Annotated in this window: 14 protein-coding genes and 1 tRNA gene; 5 read left to right on the forward strand and 10 right to left on the reverse strand. The window is 43.8% G+C overall.

Annotated elements, in window-relative coordinates; translation table 11 throughout:
• Window positions 1-53: 53 nt before the first annotated feature.
• The 3 genes from folE2 to N4A56_RS08670 are packed head-to-tail and all read right to left on the reverse strand — an operon-like array spanning window position 54 to window position 1,935.
• On the reverse strand, window positions 54-821 hold the full coding sequence (gene folE2 / locus N4A56_RS08660) for a GTP cyclohydrolase FolE2 (RefSeq protein ID WP_293670215.1): 768 nt from the start codon (window positions 819-821) through the stop codon (window positions 54-56).
• 4 nt (window positions 822-825) lie between these two features.
• Complete coding sequence (gene nikR / locus N4A56_RS08665; protein WP_293670186.1) at window positions 826-1,245, reverse strand: nickel-responsive transcriptional regulator NikR; 420 nt, start codon at window positions 1,243-1,245, stop codon at window positions 826-828.
• Between the two features lie 24 nt (window positions 1,246-1,269).
• Window positions 1,270-1,935 carry a 50S ribosomal protein L11 methyltransferase gene (locus N4A56_RS08670; protein ID WP_293670188.1) on the reverse strand — a complete coding sequence of 222 codons (666 nt, stop codon included), beginning with the start codon at window positions 1,933-1,935 and terminating at the stop codon, window positions 1,270-1,272.
• 256 nt (window positions 1,936-2,191) lie between these two features.
• Here N4A56_RS08670 and N4A56_RS08675 point away from each other — a divergent pair, with 256 nt between their 5' ends.
• Window positions 2,192-2,728 (forward strand): biotin transporter BioY, encoded by a 537-nt coding sequence (locus N4A56_RS08675; RefSeq protein WP_293670189.1) that lies wholly within the window; start codon window positions 2,192-2,194, stop codon window positions 2,726-2,728.
• Window positions 2,725-3,459 (forward strand): ABC transporter ATP-binding protein, encoded by a 735-nt coding sequence (locus N4A56_RS08680; RefSeq protein ID WP_295546582.1) that lies wholly within the window; start codon window positions 2,725-2,727, stop codon window positions 3,457-3,459. The genes N4A56_RS08675 and N4A56_RS08680 overlap by 4 nt, the downstream gene beginning before the upstream one ends.
• 259 nt (window positions 3,460-3,718) lie before the next feature.
• Here N4A56_RS08680 and N4A56_RS08685 read toward each other — a convergent pair whose 3' ends face one another.
• The 4 genes from N4A56_RS08685 to N4A56_RS08700 form a co-directional block, all read right to left on the reverse strand.
• On the reverse strand, window positions 3,719-4,900 hold the full coding sequence (locus tag N4A56_RS08685; protein ID WP_295546585.1) for an iron-containing alcohol dehydrogenase: 1,182 nt from the start codon (window positions 4,898-4,900) through the stop codon (window positions 3,719-3,721).
• Between the two features lie 298 nt (window positions 4,901-5,198).
• Entirely contained in the window at window positions 5,199-6,587 is a 1,389-nt protein-coding gene (locus tag N4A56_RS08690) for an aminopeptidase (RefSeq protein ID WP_295546588.1), read from the reverse strand.
• A gap of 38 nt (window positions 6,588-6,625) precedes the next feature.
• Window positions 6,626-8,029, reverse strand: coding sequence for an L-seryl-tRNA(Sec) selenium transferase (selA, locus tag N4A56_RS08695; RefSeq protein WP_295546590.1), 1,404 nt, complete (start codon window positions 8,027-8,029; stop codon window positions 6,626-6,628).
• A gap of 10 nt (window positions 8,030-8,039) precedes the next feature.
• Window positions 8,040-9,305, reverse strand: coding sequence for a Mur ligase family protein (locus N4A56_RS08700; protein ID WP_295546592.1), 1,266 nt, complete (start codon window positions 9,303-9,305; stop codon window positions 8,040-8,042).
• Window positions 9,306-9,590: 285 nt separating this feature from the next.
• Here N4A56_RS08700 and N4A56_RS08705 point away from each other — a divergent pair.
• Window positions 9,591-9,667: transfer RNA gene (locus N4A56_RS08705), tRNA-Arg, on the forward strand.
• A 294-nt stretch (window positions 9,668-9,961) separates the two neighbouring features.
• On the opposite strand, the gene N4A56_RS08710 is transcribed toward N4A56_RS08705, so the two are convergent.
• The 3 genes from N4A56_RS08710 to N4A56_RS08720 form a co-directional block, all read right to left on the reverse strand.
• A complete protein-coding gene (locus N4A56_RS08710) occupies window positions 9,962-12,076 on the reverse strand; it encodes a methyl-accepting chemotaxis protein (RefSeq protein WP_366519908.1) in 2,115 nt (704 codons plus the stop codon).
• 454 nt (window positions 12,077-12,530) lie between these two features.
• On the reverse strand, window positions 12,531-14,621 hold the full coding sequence (locus tag N4A56_RS08715) for a methyl-accepting chemotaxis protein (protein ID WP_295546594.1): 2,091 nt from the start codon (window positions 14,619-14,621) through the stop codon (window positions 12,531-12,533).
• Between the two features lie 609 nt (window positions 14,622-15,230).
• Window positions 15,231-16,418 carry an iron-containing alcohol dehydrogenase gene (locus tag N4A56_RS08720; RefSeq protein ID WP_293670201.1) on the reverse strand — a complete coding sequence of 396 codons (1,188 nt, stop codon included), beginning with the start codon at window positions 16,416-16,418 and terminating at the stop codon, window positions 15,231-15,233.
• Between the two features lie 869 nt (window positions 16,419-17,287).
• Here N4A56_RS08720 and N4A56_RS08725 point away from each other — a divergent pair.
• Together N4A56_RS08725 and N4A56_RS08730 are read left to right on the forward strand one after the other, a co-directional pair.
• On the forward strand, window positions 17,288-18,559 hold the full coding sequence (locus N4A56_RS08725) for an O-antigen ligase family protein (protein ID WP_295546596.1): 1,272 nt from the start codon (window positions 17,288-17,290) through the stop codon (window positions 18,557-18,559).
• A gap of 19 nt (window positions 18,560-18,578) precedes the next feature.
• Window positions 18,579-19,646 (forward strand): glycosyltransferase, encoded by a 1,068-nt coding sequence (locus N4A56_RS08730; protein ID WP_295546599.1) that lies wholly within the window; start codon window positions 18,579-18,581, stop codon window positions 19,644-19,646.
• Window positions 19,647-19,668 lie beyond the last annotated feature (22 nt).

A 19,668-nucleotide genomic window follows, 5' to 3' on the forward strand; every position in this document is an offset into this window, starting at 1 on the left:
CAGCCTTTTTTATTTGAAAATTACACCGTAGCATGAAGCCAGCGCAGGGTAAGCTACTTGCTTTCAATTACCGCGTATGCACTGTGGTTATGGATAGACTCAAAACTTTCCACTTCCACTCTGTACCAATCAATTTTTTCATGATCGCTCAATTGCTGCGCAACAGCACGGACAACATCTTCTACAAATGTAGGGTTTGCAAAAGCATATTCTGTCACATACTTTTCATCTTCACGTTTCAGCAATGAATACACTGGTGATGAACCTGCGTTATTCGCAATTTCAATAAATTCTTCAATCCACGCAAAGCCGTTCATATTGATCTGAAGCCGAATTTCAGCACGCTGGCTATGAGCGCCTTCATCAGAAATAGCTTTTGAACATGGGCACACTGTCATAACTGGTACACACGCTTCAAGCATGCAACTCATTTCATTTTCTTCAAGCGCACCTGTAAGAGTTACCTCGTAATTCATACGGCTTTTACGCTTAGTAGCTGGAGACGACAGCGTCATAAAATACGGGAACGTAAATGATATAAAAGCATTACGAGCGCTCAACCGTTCCTGAATCTGCATGAGCAATTCTTTTAAACTGTTGTAGTCTAACTTTTCGCCAAAGCTTTCAAGCGACTCAACAAAACGACTCATGTGCGTGCCTTTAAATGCTGCCGGTAAATCAACCCCGACTTCTACATCAGCAACGGTATGCTGCGCGCCATTTTCACGATCACGCACAGAAAGAGGAACCCGAAGATTCTTAACCCCTACACTGTCGATAGGAATAGCCACCTCAGACGTACTCATCTGAATATCTTGCAGCTTTTTAGGCAATGTCTTGTCCTGTTGTCGTTAAGTTTAATTTACCGTGCTTAACTCCTTTTGTGGAGGTAAGCTTTTGAGCTAAGGTGCGAATCTTAGCTCCACTTCCTTTTAGAACAAGAACTTCCAGACAATTGTCATGATCCAGATGAACATGCATGGAAGTAATAATCATGTCATGAGCATCATGCTGAATCTCTGTAAGTCGCTGTGCAAGATCACTTTTATGGTGGTCATACACAAGCGTCAGCGTTCCAGCTAACTCTTTATCATCCTGCTCCCATTCCTGCTGCACAAGAGTATTACGAATCAAATCGCGTATAGCCTCAGAGCGGGTCTGATAACAGCGGTCATCACATAAATCATCAAACTTTTCTAACAGTTCAGAATCAAGGGATACGCCGAAGCGAATTGTACGTCCCATATCACCTCCAGACTTCCCGAAATTCTAGCGGGACAGTTCCCAAAGATTAACAGTCACTTTTGATGGCTGCTCATAGATTGCAGATGTTTTCTCGGTGCGCAACTTTCGGGATTTCCATCCCCTTTTATCAAGCTGCGCTTTAAATTCGTTGTACACATTTCTATTAGGTTCTGCCACCCATGCACAGCCGCCAGAAACAAGGCAATGGTCAAGAAAAGAAAGCACCGGTTCAACAAAACGTGTCTCGTACATAATGTCGCCGCCCCACATAACATCGACTGACTTAGGACGCACTGCGGGAAAACGCCAGTCCATAAGGGTCCACTGCGGTTGTACAACATTATTGAGTGCCGCATTCTTTCTGGCAAAACGCAGCGCTTCAAATTCATAGTCCATTGCGACGACATGCGCACCAAGCCACGATGCTATAATGGCGGTCAAACCAAGCCCACACCCAATATCCAGACAGTTTTTTCCAACTATCATTTCTTTGTGTGCAAACAAATGTTCGCCGAGCACCAGACTAGAAGGCCATAACTCTGTCCAGTACGGCAGGCGCTCATCGTCATCAAAATCATCATCCACCATGGATTCCCATAGTGTTTCCAGATCAGCGGCTCTATCAAGCGTCCAGTCTCTGCCGCACAGAGAGACTTCCAAACGCGGTGTATATTCAGAAAGTTGGTTCATTAATTGAAACTACCATTGATTTTTGCAGAAAAACATTCAATATCGCACCTTGTTTCATCCGTCCACCAAAGAGACATGACTCTTAGTGCAGATATATGCAATTCGCGCTATACTAGCCTGACTTGTAGGCTTTGCACTTCCTCGGTACTATATCTTTCAACATGTTACTCAAAACAAGTACCCTTGCATCAGCAAGGTACCTCACAACATATGCACTGGCTGCAATACCGCAGACAGAAAATGGTAAGGAAACAATATGCAATCATCACCACTTACAGGATTGCACAGACAAGTATGGATTGCCCTGCTTGCTGCGCTCATTGCTGTTGGAGCACTTATACAAATCCCCATCGGTCCTGTGCCGGTAACCCTGCAAACCTTTTTTATTGTATTGGCAGGATTTATTCTTGGACCTGTAAATGGTGCAGCGACCATGCTTTTGTACATACTCGCCGGAGCCATCGGGCTACCTATTTTTGCAGGTGGCAAAGCAGGCTTTGCTATTCTGTTCGGTCCTACTGGCGGGTACCTGATTGGATTTGTGGGAACAGCCTACATTGCAGGGATGGGAAAGCATAGCAAAAACGACATTATGCCTCTGGTCTGGGGGCTTCTCGGCTTAGCCTTTGTGTACCTTGTTGGTTTTGTACGATTAAAATTCGTTCTGGATATTTCATTTACAAAAGCAGCGGCTATCGGGATAGCACCTTTCATATGGGGTGATCTTGTCAAAGTTGCAGCGGCTGCAATTGCGCTACGTTTTCTACGTAAGCAAAGGTTACTGCCCGAATGATAACAGCGGAAAACCTTTCTTTCACATATCGGGGGAACACAGCTCCTGCGCTGAACAATATCTCTTTTTCTATCCCTAAAGGAGAGCTTGTTTGTCTCTGCGGTACAAACGGCAGTGGTAAATCAACGCTATTTTCCCTTCTTGCCGGACTACAGACTCCTTCTGCGGGAGAACTGGCTGTTGATGCTATCAGTGCTAAAGGTAACGAAAAACAGCTGAGAGAGCGAAGTGCACTTGTTCTACAAGATGCAGATTTGCAGATCATCGGTGCAACTGTTGCTGAAGATATGATGCTTGCATTTCCACCAAACGATACGGAAGCTGAAGCAACCTGCCAGACAATGGCAGAACGCTTTTCCTTGCTTACTCATTGGGATTCAGCAGTACATGCTCTTTCGTACGGACAAAAACGCAAACTTTGTTTAGCCGTGTCGCTCCTTTCGACACCTTCATTGCTATTGCTGGACGAACCGTTTTCCGGTCTCGATTATCCAGCAATGCTCGAAATGCGGTCAATCATGAAGGCAAATAAGGAACAAGGGTTGACGCAAATCGTTTCCGTGCACGACTTAGAGCCGGTTATCGATCTAGCAGATTCTATGATCGTCCTCCATCAAGGCGAACTAAAGGGAACCGGAGCACCGGAAAGTCAGCTTGACTCGCTCTTGCAATACGGTATTCGTCCCCCCTACTCGTGGTTACGTGAGCACACAATTTCCCCTTGGGACTAACGCTAAAAAAGCTGCTGTGAACAATCACAGCAGCTTTTCTTATGTATATGAGCCTTCGCACATACAATATGTGCGAATAAATCTAATTCATTTTTCCATCTGTCGGCAATGACTTCGCAAGACCTTCCCACAAAATCAAGAGCGCGCCACAACTTTTTCAGCTACACAAAATGAAATTGCGTAATGGGAGATGCAAGGAGCTTCAAGTCCCTTGCCCGCCGGAGATACTTTCTAAAAAACACCGACATAACTTTTGTGTCTAAAATGACTCTTCGAAAATAGCAGTAACTTCTGCTTCAGAAGTTTCAACCGGCGTACAGGCAAACAGTACACCCATTGTTTCCATGGCATTCTTTGCCATTTTTGCGCAGTCTTCTTTCTTTACACCGTACTCTGACAGCGAAAGCTTACCCATGCCAATATTGTTGATAAGCCTATCAAGCGCATCAACAAAGGCGAATGGACGTTTATCTTCCGGCAATGCGTCAACATCTACTTCCATAAAATATGCTAGATCAACCATGCGCTCCGGCATATGCGGTGTGATATGTTTGAAATACGCGCGTGAAAGCATAATCAAACCAGCACCATGAGGAATTTCTGGATAGAATGCAGAAAGCGCATGTTCCATAGAATGCAAAGACATACAAGAAGACAAGGACTGACACACACCTGCGGCTGTGGATGCCCATGAAACCATAGTACGAGCTTCTATGTTCTGCCCTTCCGCTACGATTTCCGGCAAGAAACTATAAATCAAATGTACTGCCTGCTGCGAAAGCAAATCACTAGTTGGCTGACGCTGCGCAGAAAGGTATGTTTCTACTGAATGGAAAAAGGCATCCATACCTGTAAATGCAGTAACTTTAGGTGGCACAGTCAGCGTAAACCAAGGGTCGATAATAGAAACAGTTGGGTATGTTGAATCGTTACCCCAACCAATCTTTTCATTGGTTTCACTATTGGTAATAACTGTCCACGGGTCTGCTTCGGTTCCTGTGCCAGCAGTCGTCGGGATAGCAACAATTGGTAACGCAGGGTTTGCAGGAATTTTTTTACCGCCTGTGCCTGCCTGCATGTAATCCCAATAGTTCCCTTCGTTATTTGCCATGAGCGCAATTGACTTTGCAGAATCAATAGAACTGCCGCCACCAAGTCCGATAACAAAATCGCACTCATGTTGCCTCGCAAGCTTTGCGCCTTCCGTAACATGGTCTAAAATCGGATTTTCCTGAATTTTATTGTAGACCACGCTTTCAATATTATTATGATTCAGCATGTTCTGCACAAATGTCAGGTAGCTGTGGCGAATCATGGAGCCGCCGGAACTGATAACAATAAACGCTTTTTTACCGGGAACATTTGCCGGATCAGCCAACTCTTTCAATTTACCGCTACCGAAGATCAATTTGGTCGGCATATGAAACATAAAATCAAGCATATTCTGACTCCTTGCGACGTTACGCAGAGTTGCGACTACATATAACGACTCGACGCCGTTTGAGATTATTAACAGTGTCCCCGAATTTCAGCTTTCGAGAACCTTCAGCACAGGGCTTGCTGATATAAACCGCAATGCTCTGTACATCACTTCACAAAAAAATACTCCGCGGGGCTACCTGCTCACTGATTTTCAATTGGAATCGTCAGAAGCAGGTGTCGCTGTTCGCAAACAACTTCCTGCAACCAACGCCGTAAAAGTAAAAAGCGATGGGAACACGTCCCATCGCTTAGTCATATTATTTAGCTTCCAAAAAAGCAGAAAATGCTTTCATCGTTGCATACAAATCAGCTTTGCTTGCCAACTCAAACGGGCTGTGCATTGCCAGCAGCCCCGGTCCGAAATCAACAATATTCATGCCGTACATGGCAAGGTACATTGCAACAGTACCGCCACCACCATGGTCAACCTTGCCAAGTTCTGCCATCTGCCACGGCACACCGGCGGTATTCATAACACCACGCAGCCAGCCTAAATATTCAGGGTGCGCATCGTTGGCTTCGTACTTGCCACGATGACCAGTAAACTTGCAGAAACAAGGACCGTATCCGAGAGTAGCTGAGTTTAATTTCTCATGCACTTCCTGATAATCAGGGTCCAATGCACCGTGTACATCGGAAGAAAGAGCGCGGGTTGCAAGCATTACCTGACGGAAACGAACATCTGGGTTCCATGCTTCAATAATATCTTCAATGCAGTATTCAAAGAAACGGGACTTCGCGCCTGTGGAGCCTTCTGAACCGATTTCTTCTTTATCCCACAGTACAATAACCTGAGCGTAGTCTGACGCTTCAGTTTCGAGCAATGCTTCCAACGCAGTAAAGCAGCAGATACGATCATCCTGACCATAGCCACCGATGATAGATTCATCCAACCCAACCATACGGGCAGAACCAGCAGGAACAGCCTGTAATTCAGAAGAGTATAAATCTTCCTCGTTGATGCCGTATTTCTCGTGCAGAATATTTAATACACGCTGCTTAATTTTATCTTTTGGAGCATCCTTACTTTCTTCGTCTTCCACTTCTACCGGACGATGCGCGAGGATAATATTTAATCGTTCTGCTTCGAATGCTTCTGAAAGAACTTTTTTAGACTGATCCTGTGCCAGATGCGGAAGAAGGTCTGCAATTGTGAACACTGGATCAGATGCATCTTCACCGATATTCACGATAACTTTTTCACCGTTTTCTTTTACCACAACACCATGCAGTGCAAGAGGACGAGAGAGCCACTGGTACTTACGAATTCCACCGTAGTAATGTGTTTTTGCTTGTGCAACACCACAAGTTTCATACAGTGGATGCTGCTTGAAATCGATACGAGGGGTATCGGCATGTGCGCCAATAAGATGTACGCCTTCTGCGAGTGATTTTTCACCCTTGCGGGCTACGAACAGTGTCTTATCCTGAAGGACGGTGTAATACTTTCCAGTAGAAATATCAGTTGAAAAACCTGCTGCTCCAAGACGCTGAACCGCATAAGCAATGGTCTCACGCTCAGTTTTGCACGTTGAAAGAAACTCCACGTATCGCGCAGCAAGAGAATCCATTGCAGCCAGATCGCTATCACTATTATATACTTCCCAGCAGCTTTTAGGCTCGCAGGATAAGGAATTTGAACTCATACTCTATATCTCCAATGCACACAGTTCGTGCAATTTTATTACTCATCAATATTAAGAGCTTGCTGAAGTGCGTCGATGACCAGACTGAATTCTTTATCGCTCAGCGTGCGAGGGTCTAAACAAAAAGCCTGATGCTCAATTCTGCCTACTAAAGGTGGTGTTGTATCAAGCAGCGCCTTTTTCAGCGCTGTTTCAGAAATTGCAGACGGAGTAATTGCAACCAGTGCTGTAGGCAAGTCACGTTCTGGAAAAGAGCCGCCGCCAACACGGGAATTACCATCCAGCACAGAGACTGACACCTGATTACCACACGCCTTTTTAATACGATTTGCAAGGCGACGCGCACGTTGTTTCAATGTTGGCAACTCTGCAAACATCATCGCGAGTGTTGGAATTTCTGTACGGGCAAGTTCCGGCTCACGATACAAACGCATTGTGGCTTCCAGAGCAGCAAGTGTCATTTTGTCGATACGTAATGCACGGTTCATCGGATTACGTTTAATCATATCGATATATTTCTTTTTACCGACAATAATGCCTGCCTGTGGTCCCCCAAGCACTTTATCGCCTGAGAATGTAACCACATCTGCACCTGCTCCCACAACATGCTGTACAGTCGGTTCTTCACCAATTCGCAGAGAAGAAAAATCTGTAAAGCTGCCGCTACCAAGGTCTTCAATCACTGGAAGGTCATGTTTTTTGCCAAGAGCAACCATTTCTTCCAGCGTTACCTCTTTATGAAATCCAACAATGCGGTAATTTGAAGTATGTACGCGCAGCAATGCACCAGTTTCCTCAGTAATTGCCTGCTCATAGTCTTTCAAATGCGTACGGTTTGTTGCACCGACTTCCCGCAACTTCGCTCCGCTTTTTTCCATAACTTCTGGAATACGGAAACTGCCGCCAATCTCGACAAGCTGTCCTCGAGAAACAGGGACTTCCTTACCTTTGCATAGCGTATCTAACACAATCAGCACTGCGGCGGCGTTGTTATTGACCACAAGTCCGGCTTCTGCACCGCAAACTTTGCATAACAACTCTTCAACATGACTGTAACGGCTGCCGCGTTCACCAGTGGTAAGATCAAATTCCAAGTTGGAATAATGCGCGCACGCCTCGGTAACAGCTTCGACAGCCTTTTCTGCTAAAAGGGAGCGCCCAAGGTTCGTATGTACAACAACGCCTGTGCCATTCAGCACTCTTCTAAAGTGAGGGCGAGACTGAGCACGAATGTACGCCTGCATTCGGGGCAAAATTATTTCCAGAGCAAGCTGCTCCGGCTCTGTAATTACGTTCGCCCGAATTTCTTCACGGCATACATCTAAAAAGCCGTTTACATGTTCTCGAACTATAGAACGAGGGATTTCGATAAATTCACCCGAAGAATTCAACGCATCGAGTACTTTATCTACTGATGGCAAAGCGCGGAAAAGAATAGACACGCACGGCTCCTTAGCGCTGTAAAAATTCTGGATACAGAGCAAAAAACTCTGCAAGCAAGTAGAGAGAACCGCATAAAAGCACAGGGGCATCACCTACAAGTTCTTTGCTGCGGGTTAAGGCTTCCTGCAACGATTCACAGACCTGTGCACGATCATCAAAATGAGTGGCGAGACGTTCTGCCGGTTCAGCTCTATCCATTTCAGTAAATTGAGGAAGGAGAATAGCACCTTCTGTAAGCCCCTGCACTTTGGGCACAAGAGTTTGAATATCTTTGTTTTCCATACAACCAAAGATAACTACAGCTGGTTTTATCGCCTGTTCCTGCAATGTATCTGCAAGCACCGCAAAAGCAGGGACGTTATGAGCGCCATCAAGGTACAGTTCCGGCAACATGTCAGTAGCGGCTATATGTTGGAATCGTCCAGCAATCCATGCATCAGCTACACCGATCTCTTTTACATCGTCCCAATCCATAATATCCGCAGGAGACCAGCCATATTTTTCAACAAGCTTTCTGAATGCTGCAAGCGCGAGCAAGGCATTTTCTTTTTGGTGCTTTCCTGTCAAGCCGATGCGGGTCGTCGAAGGCAAGGTCACAGTACCTTCTGATGTTACAAGAGCTGCTCCAACTTTTTGCGCTTCGTCTTTCAGCACAGTCATGACACTTTTTTCCTGAACGTGGGTAATTGCAGGAAGGTCTTTTCGCATTGCCCCAGCTTTATCACGGGCAATATCTTCTACTGTTGCACCAAGGACATCTGCATGATCCAGTCCGATAGGAGTATACACTACTAAATCGCGCTCAATAGCTGTTGTAGCATCATGCGTCCCACCCAAGCCAGCTTCGAAGATGCCTAAATCAACCTCATAGTCCGCAAAAAAGAATACTGCCATGACTGTAAGCAGTTCAAAATAGGTGAGCTCCTTGCCACCGCATTCCATAACATCGTTGGCAACATCGCACCATTCTTCTTCATCCAACATTTCACCGTTGATGAGAATACGTTCACGCGGAGTGATAAAGTGCGGGGAAGTATATAGCCCGACAGTTAAGCCTGTCGCTTGTCCAAAAGCAGAAAGAAACGAGCTGGTGCTGCCCTTTCCATTTGTCCCGATAACCTGAGCAACAGGATAGTCCGGTCGTTTTAGTTCTGCTTCATTCAGCACAGCATCAATTCTGCTGTGTGCTAAATCCATGTGAAAAAGACCAAGCTTCTGTAAATGCGCTTCAAAGTCTTCATACGTTGCAAAAAAATTTCGTTCTGTTTCGCTCATGCAGTCGCCTTAGAGTATGATTACTTACAGGTCAATGCTTTTACAGCACCACCCTTCGCTATACCAATCAGTTTGTGGCACAATTTGTACAGGGCGTATTTTGCAGCAACTTTGATTACTCTGCAAAGTAATTTTGCATTGTTATTATTATCTATTTACAACCACGTTTTTAATATGTTGCGTTGGTTATCTTCAAAAAACAATTTTTTTCTCTAAAAACGCAACAAATTACATTAGAAGACTTGACCATATTTCACTGTTCAGATAAACATCAGCCCTCAACGCGCGCCAGTAGCTCAGTTGGATAGAGCAACGGCCTTCTAAGCCGTCGGCCGAGAGTTCGAATCTTTCCTGGCGCGCCATTTGATACCAAGGGTTTAGCGGTAATTCCGTTAAACCCTTTTTTCGTGGCAGATAAGTTATGGGTAAGTACCTAAGGCATTATACTAGAATCTACCATGAGGGCTCACCTCTTATACTAACCAATATTAAGCCTTTTTAAACTTTCCATTATCTATACAGAAGTCATGACACGTACTCCCATTTGAGATCTGAAGCACAAATACAAAAGCCCGACAAACGCATGTTTGTCGGGCTTACTACTAAAGTAAACTAACCCTCTTGCTGTAACTATTTATTATCAATCCAGCTATAAGTTACTCCTGAAGGTCGTCAATAATTCTGCGAAGATCATTAGTGAGTTCTTCCATGTGGTTCATTGTGGCTCCAGCAGCAGTTGCAGCAGAAGCCATTTCTTCTGCAAGGCGGCTCACATCTTCCACACTTTGGTTTATTTCTTCACTGGTTGCAGATTGCTGTTCTGAAGCTGTTGCAATTGTTCGTGCCATATCCGCAGAACCTTCTATTAACTGCATCATAGAATTAAGCACTGTCCCTGCATCATTCGCTAACACAGTACTACGTTCAACAGCCTCATTTGTTTTATTCATGGCTTCAATATTGTCCTGCGTGCCATGTTGAATCGCCGACACAGCCTCGCCGACTTCTCGTGTTGCCTGCATGGTTTTTTCTGCAAGCTTGCGAACTTCATCAGCAACAACAGCAAACCCTCTGCCAGCATCTCCAGCACGAGCAGCTTCAATGGCAGCATTCAATGCGAGTAAGTTTGTCTGGTCGGCAATGTCGGTAATGACTGTCATAACCTGCCCAATCCCTTGAGCCTGCTCACCAAGCTCACCTAATCGAGATTTCATAATAGCAGATCGCTCATCTACGTCATGAATAGCGGCAATTACATCCTGTACAATTTCTGAACCTTTTTCAGCCTGTTCTCGCGCATTGTTAGAGTGACTTGCTGCATCTGAAGCACTTCGCGCAACTTCTACAACGGCAGCATTCATTTCTTCCATTGCTGTTGCGGTCTCGCTGGTTCGAGCTGCCTGATTTTCTGTACCACGACGGGTTTGACTTATCTGCTCTGCAAGTTCACTTGAAGCAACAGATGCGCCAGAAACAACAGCTTCCAATTGACTTATAGCCTGCATTACACCTTCACGACGAGCACCTTCAGCTTCTTGTTGTGCTCTTTCAACAGCCTCAAGTGCATTCGATGCTGCAAGAGTTTGTTCTTCAGCTTCTTTACTTTTCTGCTCTGCAACTCCAAGTGCCTCCATCAAACTATCTACCATGGCACTTAAAGAATCATTCAATTCGAGAAGTTCACCACTAAATGAACTATTATCGACTTTTACATTATAATCGCCATTTCTAATAGAATTGGCAGCAGCAACCATAACATTGAGTGGCGCCACAATTGATCGGGCAAGAAAATACCCCGCAAAACCAATAAGTATCGCAGCGGCAATGCCCACCATGCCTATCAGCTTTGCAGCCTCTTCAGCACTTTCTAGCACCTCACTTTTATCCATAAAGAATAATAAATTATAGTCCTTACCATTCTCTGTATACACATACACAATTTTTTCAATACCATTCATTTCGATTTCGTAAACGCCTTCACTCTTACCAGCAAGCGAATCCAAGCTAGTTAGAGAAGTCTCACCCAGTTTCTTCATCAAAACATCTTTATTGTCAGGGTAAGCAAGAATAGTACCGTCATCTTCGAGCAGCGCAACGCGCCCAGTGCGTCCCATTTTAATCTGATCCATCAACTCAACAAGCGTGGACAATTTCAAGTCAAAGGCAGTAGCACCAATCACTTCCCCTGCAGTATCGTGCACCCTTGCAACGACACTGGCAACTGGGTAGCCCAATGTAGACATGTACGCTTTTGTAAGTGATACAGCCTTAGTAGATTGTAACGCTTGAATCATCCACGGTCGGTTACGCGGGTCGTACCTAGCTCCTATAGCGTTGTCAGGATAATGAATATAGCTACCATCTTTCATTCCCATAAAAACCACACCATAATGAGAATGAGTTTCTGATAATTCTTTGAAAACAGATGTAATTTCGCGTTGCTCCGTCGTCATATTCTTCTGCGCAATAAACACTTCTTTTGGAGAATCATAGTACGCTTCGAGCTTACCTGCAGAAGCTTTCAGCACTGGATTGCTTACTAACTGCAGCATACTATTTTCCGATGACTTAATAAAAAATGAAAGATAATTGTCTATTAAGTGAGCACTTACTTCTGATTCTTTGCGAAATTCATCCATCGCGCTCTTCTCCAGAATCACATATGATATCACTGCCACGGCTGTAATTGATATCAAACACGAAGCAATTAGCGCCGCTGCAATCTTAGATTTTACTGTTTCAAACATGCGTGTCTCCTCCTCGACTTTCATTGCCTGCACATGAAAAGCACTTGCCAGCTAGCAAGCAGCATTTCTACCTAGACAGTTCCCCTTGGCTACAAGCACAAAACTCCCTTTTCTAGTTAGACTCATATCGGTAATTTTCTTTGAACCATAAACTTCTCAACAAATAAAGTGCAACATTTTCAAACCATTAAGAAAGAAACACCTTTTGTATTACAACTTTCTTTTTTGAAAAAAATTTAGTTCTATATATTCAATATGTTAAAACTTAAAATTTTTTTTTACAATTTTTTCAGCAGGTAAATATTTTTCATTTTTTTCAGATGGAAAAAATAGAATAATGTAAAAAAATCTACACATTACCTAAGTGTTAATCTCACTTTATTAAGTTACCCTCACTAAAATAAACGAAAAAAAGCACCCGATAATCATAAAAATTATCGGGTGCTTCATTTAATTTTGTTCAAAACATTAGCTGCATCTATTCTTGCAATTCATCAATAATACGCCGTAAATCGTTTGTCAGTTCGCGAAGGTGATCCATAGATCGTACTGATTCTGCGGCAGAAGAAGCCATGTCCTCTGCAAGAAGACTCACTTCCTCTACACTTTGATTTATTCCTTCACTCGTTGCAGACTGCTGTGCAGATGCGGTGGCAATTGTTCGCGCCATATCCGCTGAACCTTCTATCAAAGGCACCATTGTTCCCAGCACAGTTCCAGCCTCATTTGCAAGAGTTGTACTATGCTCAACAGCCTCACCTGTTTTGTCCATAGCATCTATATTATCCTGTGTACCGCTTTGAATAGCTGAAACAGCCTCGCCGACTTCTCTGGTTGCTTGCATGGTTTTTTCTGCAAGCTTACGAACTTCATCTGCTACGACAGCAAAGCCTTTGCCAGCTTCCCCAGCCCGAGCAGCTTCAATGGCAGCGTTCAAGGCAAGCAAGTTAGTCTGATCTGCAATATCAGTAATGACAGTCATTACCTGCCCAATCCCTTCTGCCTGCTCCCCAAGTTCGCCCAATCGGGATTTCATAACTGTTGACCGCTGTTCAACATCATTAATAGCTGTAATTACATGCTGAACAATTTCAGCACCCTTTTCAGCTTGCTCACGTGCTTTATCTGAGTGATTAGCAGCATCTTCTGCACTTTTAACAACTTCCGTAACGGCAGAGTTCATTTCTTCCATTGCGGTAGCAGTTTCGCTTGTTCGTGCTGCTTGATTCTCCGTACCGCGTCGAGTTTGATCTATCTGTCCTGCTAGCTCATCAGAAGCAACTGAAGCCCCTGCCACAACCGCTTCAAGCTGATTAATAGCCTGCATTACACCTTCACGACGCGCACTTTCAGCTTCTTCTTGCGCTTTTTGGGCAGCTGCAAGTGCTTCAGAGGCAGCAGCACTCTGCTCTTCAGCCTCGCTTGTTTTTTGAGCAGCAACCCCCAAGGCTTCGGTCAAACTGCTTATCATTGCAGACAGTGCCTCATTCAACTCTAACAACTCACCACTAAATGATTTATCATTTGGTACTTCATCATAATTACCATTTTTAATAGCATGAGCAGTAGAAACCATAACATTTAACGGTGCTACAATATATCGAGCTAACGCATACCCAAACCCACCAAGGAATATCGCGGCAATTATTCCGGCAATACTTATCAAACCGGCGGTATGTCGTGCACTTTCATATATTTCGCTTCTATCCTGAATAAAAATCAATTTGTATTTATACCCTTTTACAGAGTAAATACACACCAACTTATCTATGCCGTTAATAGTGGTATTATACACCCCATCATGTTTACCCGCGAGAGAATCTAAACCGGGGAGCGAAGTGTCACCAAGGCGTTTCATTAAAATATCTTTGTTGTCAGGATAGGCAATAATTGTTCCATCCTCTTCAAGCAAAGAAACTCGCCCAGTACGCCCCATTCGAATTTCACCCATAACACGAACCAGCATAGAAAGGTCTAAATCAACCCCAACTACCCCAATGAGTTCTTTGGCATCATTATACACTTTTGCCATGGCACTTGCGACAGGGTACTTGGAAACTGACATATAAGCCTTCGAGACTAGAGATCTCTTGGTGGACTGCATTGCCTGGCTCATCCACGGACGCTTTCGAGGGTCATACCCAGCAGGAACTTTAGCGTCGGGGTAATGAATATAACCGCCGTCTGTCATTCCCATAAATACAACCCCGTAGAGTGAATGAGTCTGTATCAGATCTTTAAAAACTTTCGCTATCGCCTGCTGTTCCACTGTTTCATTGCCACGAAAAACAAAGGCTGGCTGAGTAGAATTATAAAATACATCAAGCTTACCACCCGCACTTTTTAGGACGGAATCGTTAGCTAAGTGAACTGCATTATTCTCCGCAGACTGCATAAAAAAAGAAAGATAATTATCTACAAGATGAGCACTTAACTCAGCTTCTTTAACAAAATCTTCCTTTGCACTTTGCTTCAGAATCACAAAAGACATAGTTGCTACGGCAATAATCGATATCAAACACGACGCTATAAATCCTGCCGCAATCTTAGATTTTATGGTTTTGAACATTGCACCTCCCGACAAAAGTTGTCTCAAACTAGTAGCTGATTTCAACGACTAAAAATTGCTCACTCTCAATGCCCCCCTTGCCTCAAGCACAAGCAACACCCCATATAACCATTTATAATATCGGATATTTTTTCATAAGCATAAATATTTTGGTAAAGAAAAAGTAGCATCTTCAACAAATACGTACTGAAAGCGTTTGTCGAACCAATATATATGAATATCAAATCAATATTGAAGGAATGTACTATAATACAACCTATTATGAGTACAGAACAATATTTCCACCATACATTTATTGTGGGTGCAAAATGGCAGTAACGAAGATATTTTTGCTGTTATGATACGTCACTATACAATAAAAAAACGTCCAATAACCTTTCAGTCTATTGGACGTAATGTCTTTATCAAGTCACATACTCAATAAATAAAGTACCACTACAGTGTTAATTCTTCTATAATCGAATATGATCATCAGGCTAAAGGGGGAAAGGGAATTGGATTACACAATACAATAAGCCGCCCCGTTATATCTGGTTCACCCCAGCAAAGGCACAAAAAAAGCGTCTGACAACTATGCCAGACGCTTTCGCATTCGTATGGATGCGTGACCTACAAAATCTTACGGTAAATTGCCATAATATCTTGTTTAGTCATATTGCGAGGGTTAGTTGCCGCACATGCATCTTTCATTGCGCTGTCTGCCATGGCGGAAAAATCTTCAGGGTTAACAGTCTTACCATACTTTTGTGCAAGCAAGGTAAGGCTTGATGGAATACCGATATCCTGAAGAAGATCGCGAATTGCCTGAATCATATTGGTTGCAGCTTCACGCTGTGTGCGTGCTGTGGCCTGCACACCAAAGAAACCAGCCATTTCTGCAAAACGATCCATTGCAGAAAGCATGTTAAACTCACATACATGTGGCAAAAGAATCGCGTTACACTCACCGTGCGGTAAGTTAAGGAGACCGCCAAGCTGGTGTGCCATTGCGTGAACATATCCAAGCCCAGCGTTGTTGAACGCCATACCAGCCTGATACTGTGCAAAGCACATTGCTTCACGCGCTTCTATATTACGACCATTACCAACTGCACGACGCAGGTATTTAGCAATTAACTTGATTGCTTTTTCTGCGTTTGCGTCTGTCAGATGTGTTGCTTCTGTAGAAACATATGCTTCCACAGCGTGTGTCAGAGCATCAATACCTGTTGCTGCGGTAAGGCTTGGTGGCATGCCAACCATGAGTTCTGGATCATCAAGAGCAATACTTGGGGTCACACGCCAGTCCACAATAGCCATTTTAACTTTGCGGGTGGTATCTGTAATAATGCAGAAACGTGTCATTTCAGACGCAGTTCCCGCAGTGGTGTTTACGGCAATAAATGGCGGCATTGCTACGCGTGCTTTATTAACACCTTCGTATTGGTGAATTGTGCCACCATTAGTAGCCACAATACCTACGCCTTTACCACAATCGTGGGCACTGCCGCCACCAAGGGTAATAATGCAATCGCAACCGTTGTTGGCGTATTGTGCAAGTCCGTCATTAACGTTCTGATCTGTCGGGTTAGGCACGGTTTCATCGTATACAGCGCACTGCATACCTGCTGCCTGAATAATCTGTACGATAGAAGCGGTCACGCCAAGCTGCGTCATTCCTTTATCTGTTACGAGTAAAGGCTTGGTACCTCCCAAGGACGCAAGTTTTGCAGGAATCTCTTTAATTGCGCCAGAACCGATAACTGTAACTGGCGGCATGTAAAATTCGACAGGTGCTACTGTCTGCTGTAAACTCATCTAAATTCCTTCCGGTGATGAAAGTTGCTGTTTGCACCAAATTAGATTTAGTAACTAAATAAACTGTTATGCCTTTTTCAGAGCAAGTCACTACCCCAGTGACATGATACGTTGGTATTACGTAAGCCCCGAAAAGCAAAAACAGCACAGAGGCTGTTTTTTATGTCTTCGCCAAAGAAAGTTACCTTGTTCAAAAAGTAACAAGCTATTTTTAGCAATAAATATGCAAACAACCAAGAGCTGATTTGCAATTTTCAAAAATAAAACCTGTTACATTTTTATATACATATTTTTCAAACACTTACCAAGTCGAGACTTTATAAAAAAAAACGATTGTTATGCGTTACACCCATAACAATCCTACATGATATATAGAAGATTCAATCCTGCCGCAGGGGCACTTATCGTTTTTCCTATGCTAAAATAACGTTAAATAGCACTGCCGTTAAATTGGGCGAATATAGCCTCCAGTGCTGCACCACGCACAAACAAAAAGTAGCCCTTTATTCATCTTTTTTTCAAAAATTGATATGGCTGCATCCAGTGATTGTATCTAAAACTCTAACAAGCACATCTCAGGCAAGCCGAGCTATTTCCACGCATTATGTCATGCAATTAAGAAAACAAGAAAGCATGGAATATTCACAAGTTAGAAAACTCACTCGCCCCCTCTTCAACGCTTACCTTCCATAATGTCAATTTCTCTTGATAGATACTATGGAAGTTTAAATAATTTGACATCCAATTCCCGACCTACTAATTTCCACTAGATTTTTTGCGTATTATCCAGCCATACATAAGCACACTCGTGTTGTGCTTATTCTTCCCCATAACAATTGATCGATTTTAGCAACGGATACCAACTTAGAATGGCATACAAAGAAATAGTACTCACAAAATGGAACAGCATCACGCAGGCACAGATACACACAGCACTTGTGTACCTATTCTGCTTCTACATGCTGTTCTTTTCTTTTGGACGCATTTTCATTCAAATAGGTCAAATAGGCTCGATTCTTCTTCTTGCAGCCTATTATGCAAAAGGATTTCGCAACACCAACTTGCATAATTTCGGTGGCAAAAAATTCTTTTTGATCTTTTTCGCATACCTTGCGCTCAACATCCTGCTCTCTGAATGGCCTGCGCAATCGATCCGAGCAATCAGCAGTAACTGGTGGAAGGCATTTTTAATACCATTCATTGCAATGGAGTTGGTTACATCAGAAAAAGATTTGCAAAAACTCATCGTTGCCTTTTCCGGCGCTGCTTTCCTTCAAGGACTTGACGGTATATGGCAATATTTCACTGGGTTCGACCTTATTCATCACACTGCTATCTATTATGATAGACTGACAGGGTCTATGAAAACGCCTCGTGTCGGGAACTACATGGCGATCATTTTGCCAGCAGCTTGCGGGATACTCTATTTCACCAAGCAGCAAGGGTATAAGTGGGGCAAAAGCATTTGCGCTACGCTGCTAATTCCAGCAGTCTTTTTATGGATATTCAGCCTCACGCGAAGCGGGTATGCAGGAGCATGCCTTGCATCGTTTACGCTTTGGGCTTTTGTCTGGCCACCATTCCGCTGGTATAAGCTTGCGCTTCCAGCAGCTGCTGCCAGTGCACTCCTGGTACTTGGACCTTCAAGAATATCCTTAGAACGCCTCATGCAAGATTCGCGATGGGAAATCTGGTCCTTTGCACTCAAAATTTTTGACCATTTCCCTATCTTCGGTGCCGGGCTAAAAACATACGCTCCTGCTCGCGACATGCTGGGATTAAAACAGATTAAAACGCACGCAGGAATTCCCCACCCACACAACATCTACCTGCAATTCCTTTCAGATGGTGGAGTAATTGGATTTGCAGTCTGCATGCTTTTCCTCTTTGGGTTACTGTATTACGCATTCAAGGCAATCCGCCCTAATGTCGTGCAAGAAATGCAGAGTCGCTCTTCAAGCTACTACTGGCGCTACACTGCGCTTTTCTGGGGTGGCTATCTGGCATATCTCGGCACTGGAATTTCAGCTCACGACTTTTTCCGGACATGGTGGCTGACCATCGGCATGGCAATGCTCGGCATTACTCTCGGCGCTTGCACATATGGTGTGAACACACCGAAATCACAGACTTCTATTTAAACATTACCTGAGGTTAGGAATGAAGATAGCATTTTTCAATGCTACTGCCGGTTGGGGCGGTGTAAAAACATGGACCATCGATGTCGCAGAAGAGTTGCAAAATCAAGGTCATGAAGTTGTCCTCATCGGTAAAGATGATCGTTTTCGTAACCGCGCAGTTTCTAAAAACATGCGTGCATTCACTGTTAAGTTTGGTGCTGATTTCAGCCCGATCAGCATCGTTAAGTTCATGCAGTTTTTGCGAAACGAAAATGTAGATGTAATACTTATTAATGTTAGCAAGGAATTACGTACCGTCGGAATCAGTGCAAAGCTTCTAGATATTCCTATCATCCAGCGTATCGGTCTTCCAAAAGATATGAAGCGCTGCACAAAGGTTAAGCTGCTGGATGCCGCACTCACCCCCCATTATCTTTTTCCATGCAACCATAATCGAGACGGGATGCTTGAACATTTGCCGTTCATACCCAAAAATAGAACCTCTATTGTATACACTGGTAAACATGCCCGACCTACCGAACCTGCGACAAGCGCTGGTCCTATCCAGTTTATCACAACCAGCCAGCTAAACGGTTTGAAGGGACATAAAGAACTTATGGACGCCATGCATATTCTAGCAGAAAAAGGTGTTCCATTTCACTGGCATGTTGTTGGTACCGGAACTGAAGAAGAGCTTTTAAAAAAGCAGTGCAAAGACTTAGAACTTTCTGCCCACATAACTTGGCACGGATGGGTTCAGGACATTTTCCCTTTACTCGAAAAAGCAGACTGTTTCGTACTTCCATCCTATTTTGAAGGACTTCCCAATACACTGCTGGAAGCAATGTCATGTGGTCTTATTCCAGTAGCACGTGATGTGGGAGGGGTTAACGAAGCATGGCCACCTCAATTCGATCAATTCCTTATTCCGGAGTCAAAGCCTGCCAGCACGTGGGCAACGCATCTCCAACACATTGCTGAACTTCCAAAAGCAACTCTTGCCGCGCAAAAGCAAATAGTAAAGCAGCACTGTGAAGCTAACTTTACTATTACCGATCAAGTTAGAAAACTTGCAAAAGAAATCGAACAGATAGCGTACGCAAAATAGTAAAAATACACTTTTACAAAAG

The sequence above is a fragment of the Halodesulfovibrio sp. genome (assembly GCF_025210605.1).
Classification (GTDB): Bacteria; Desulfobacterota; Desulfovibrionia; order Desulfovibrionales; family Desulfovibrionaceae; genus Halodesulfovibrio.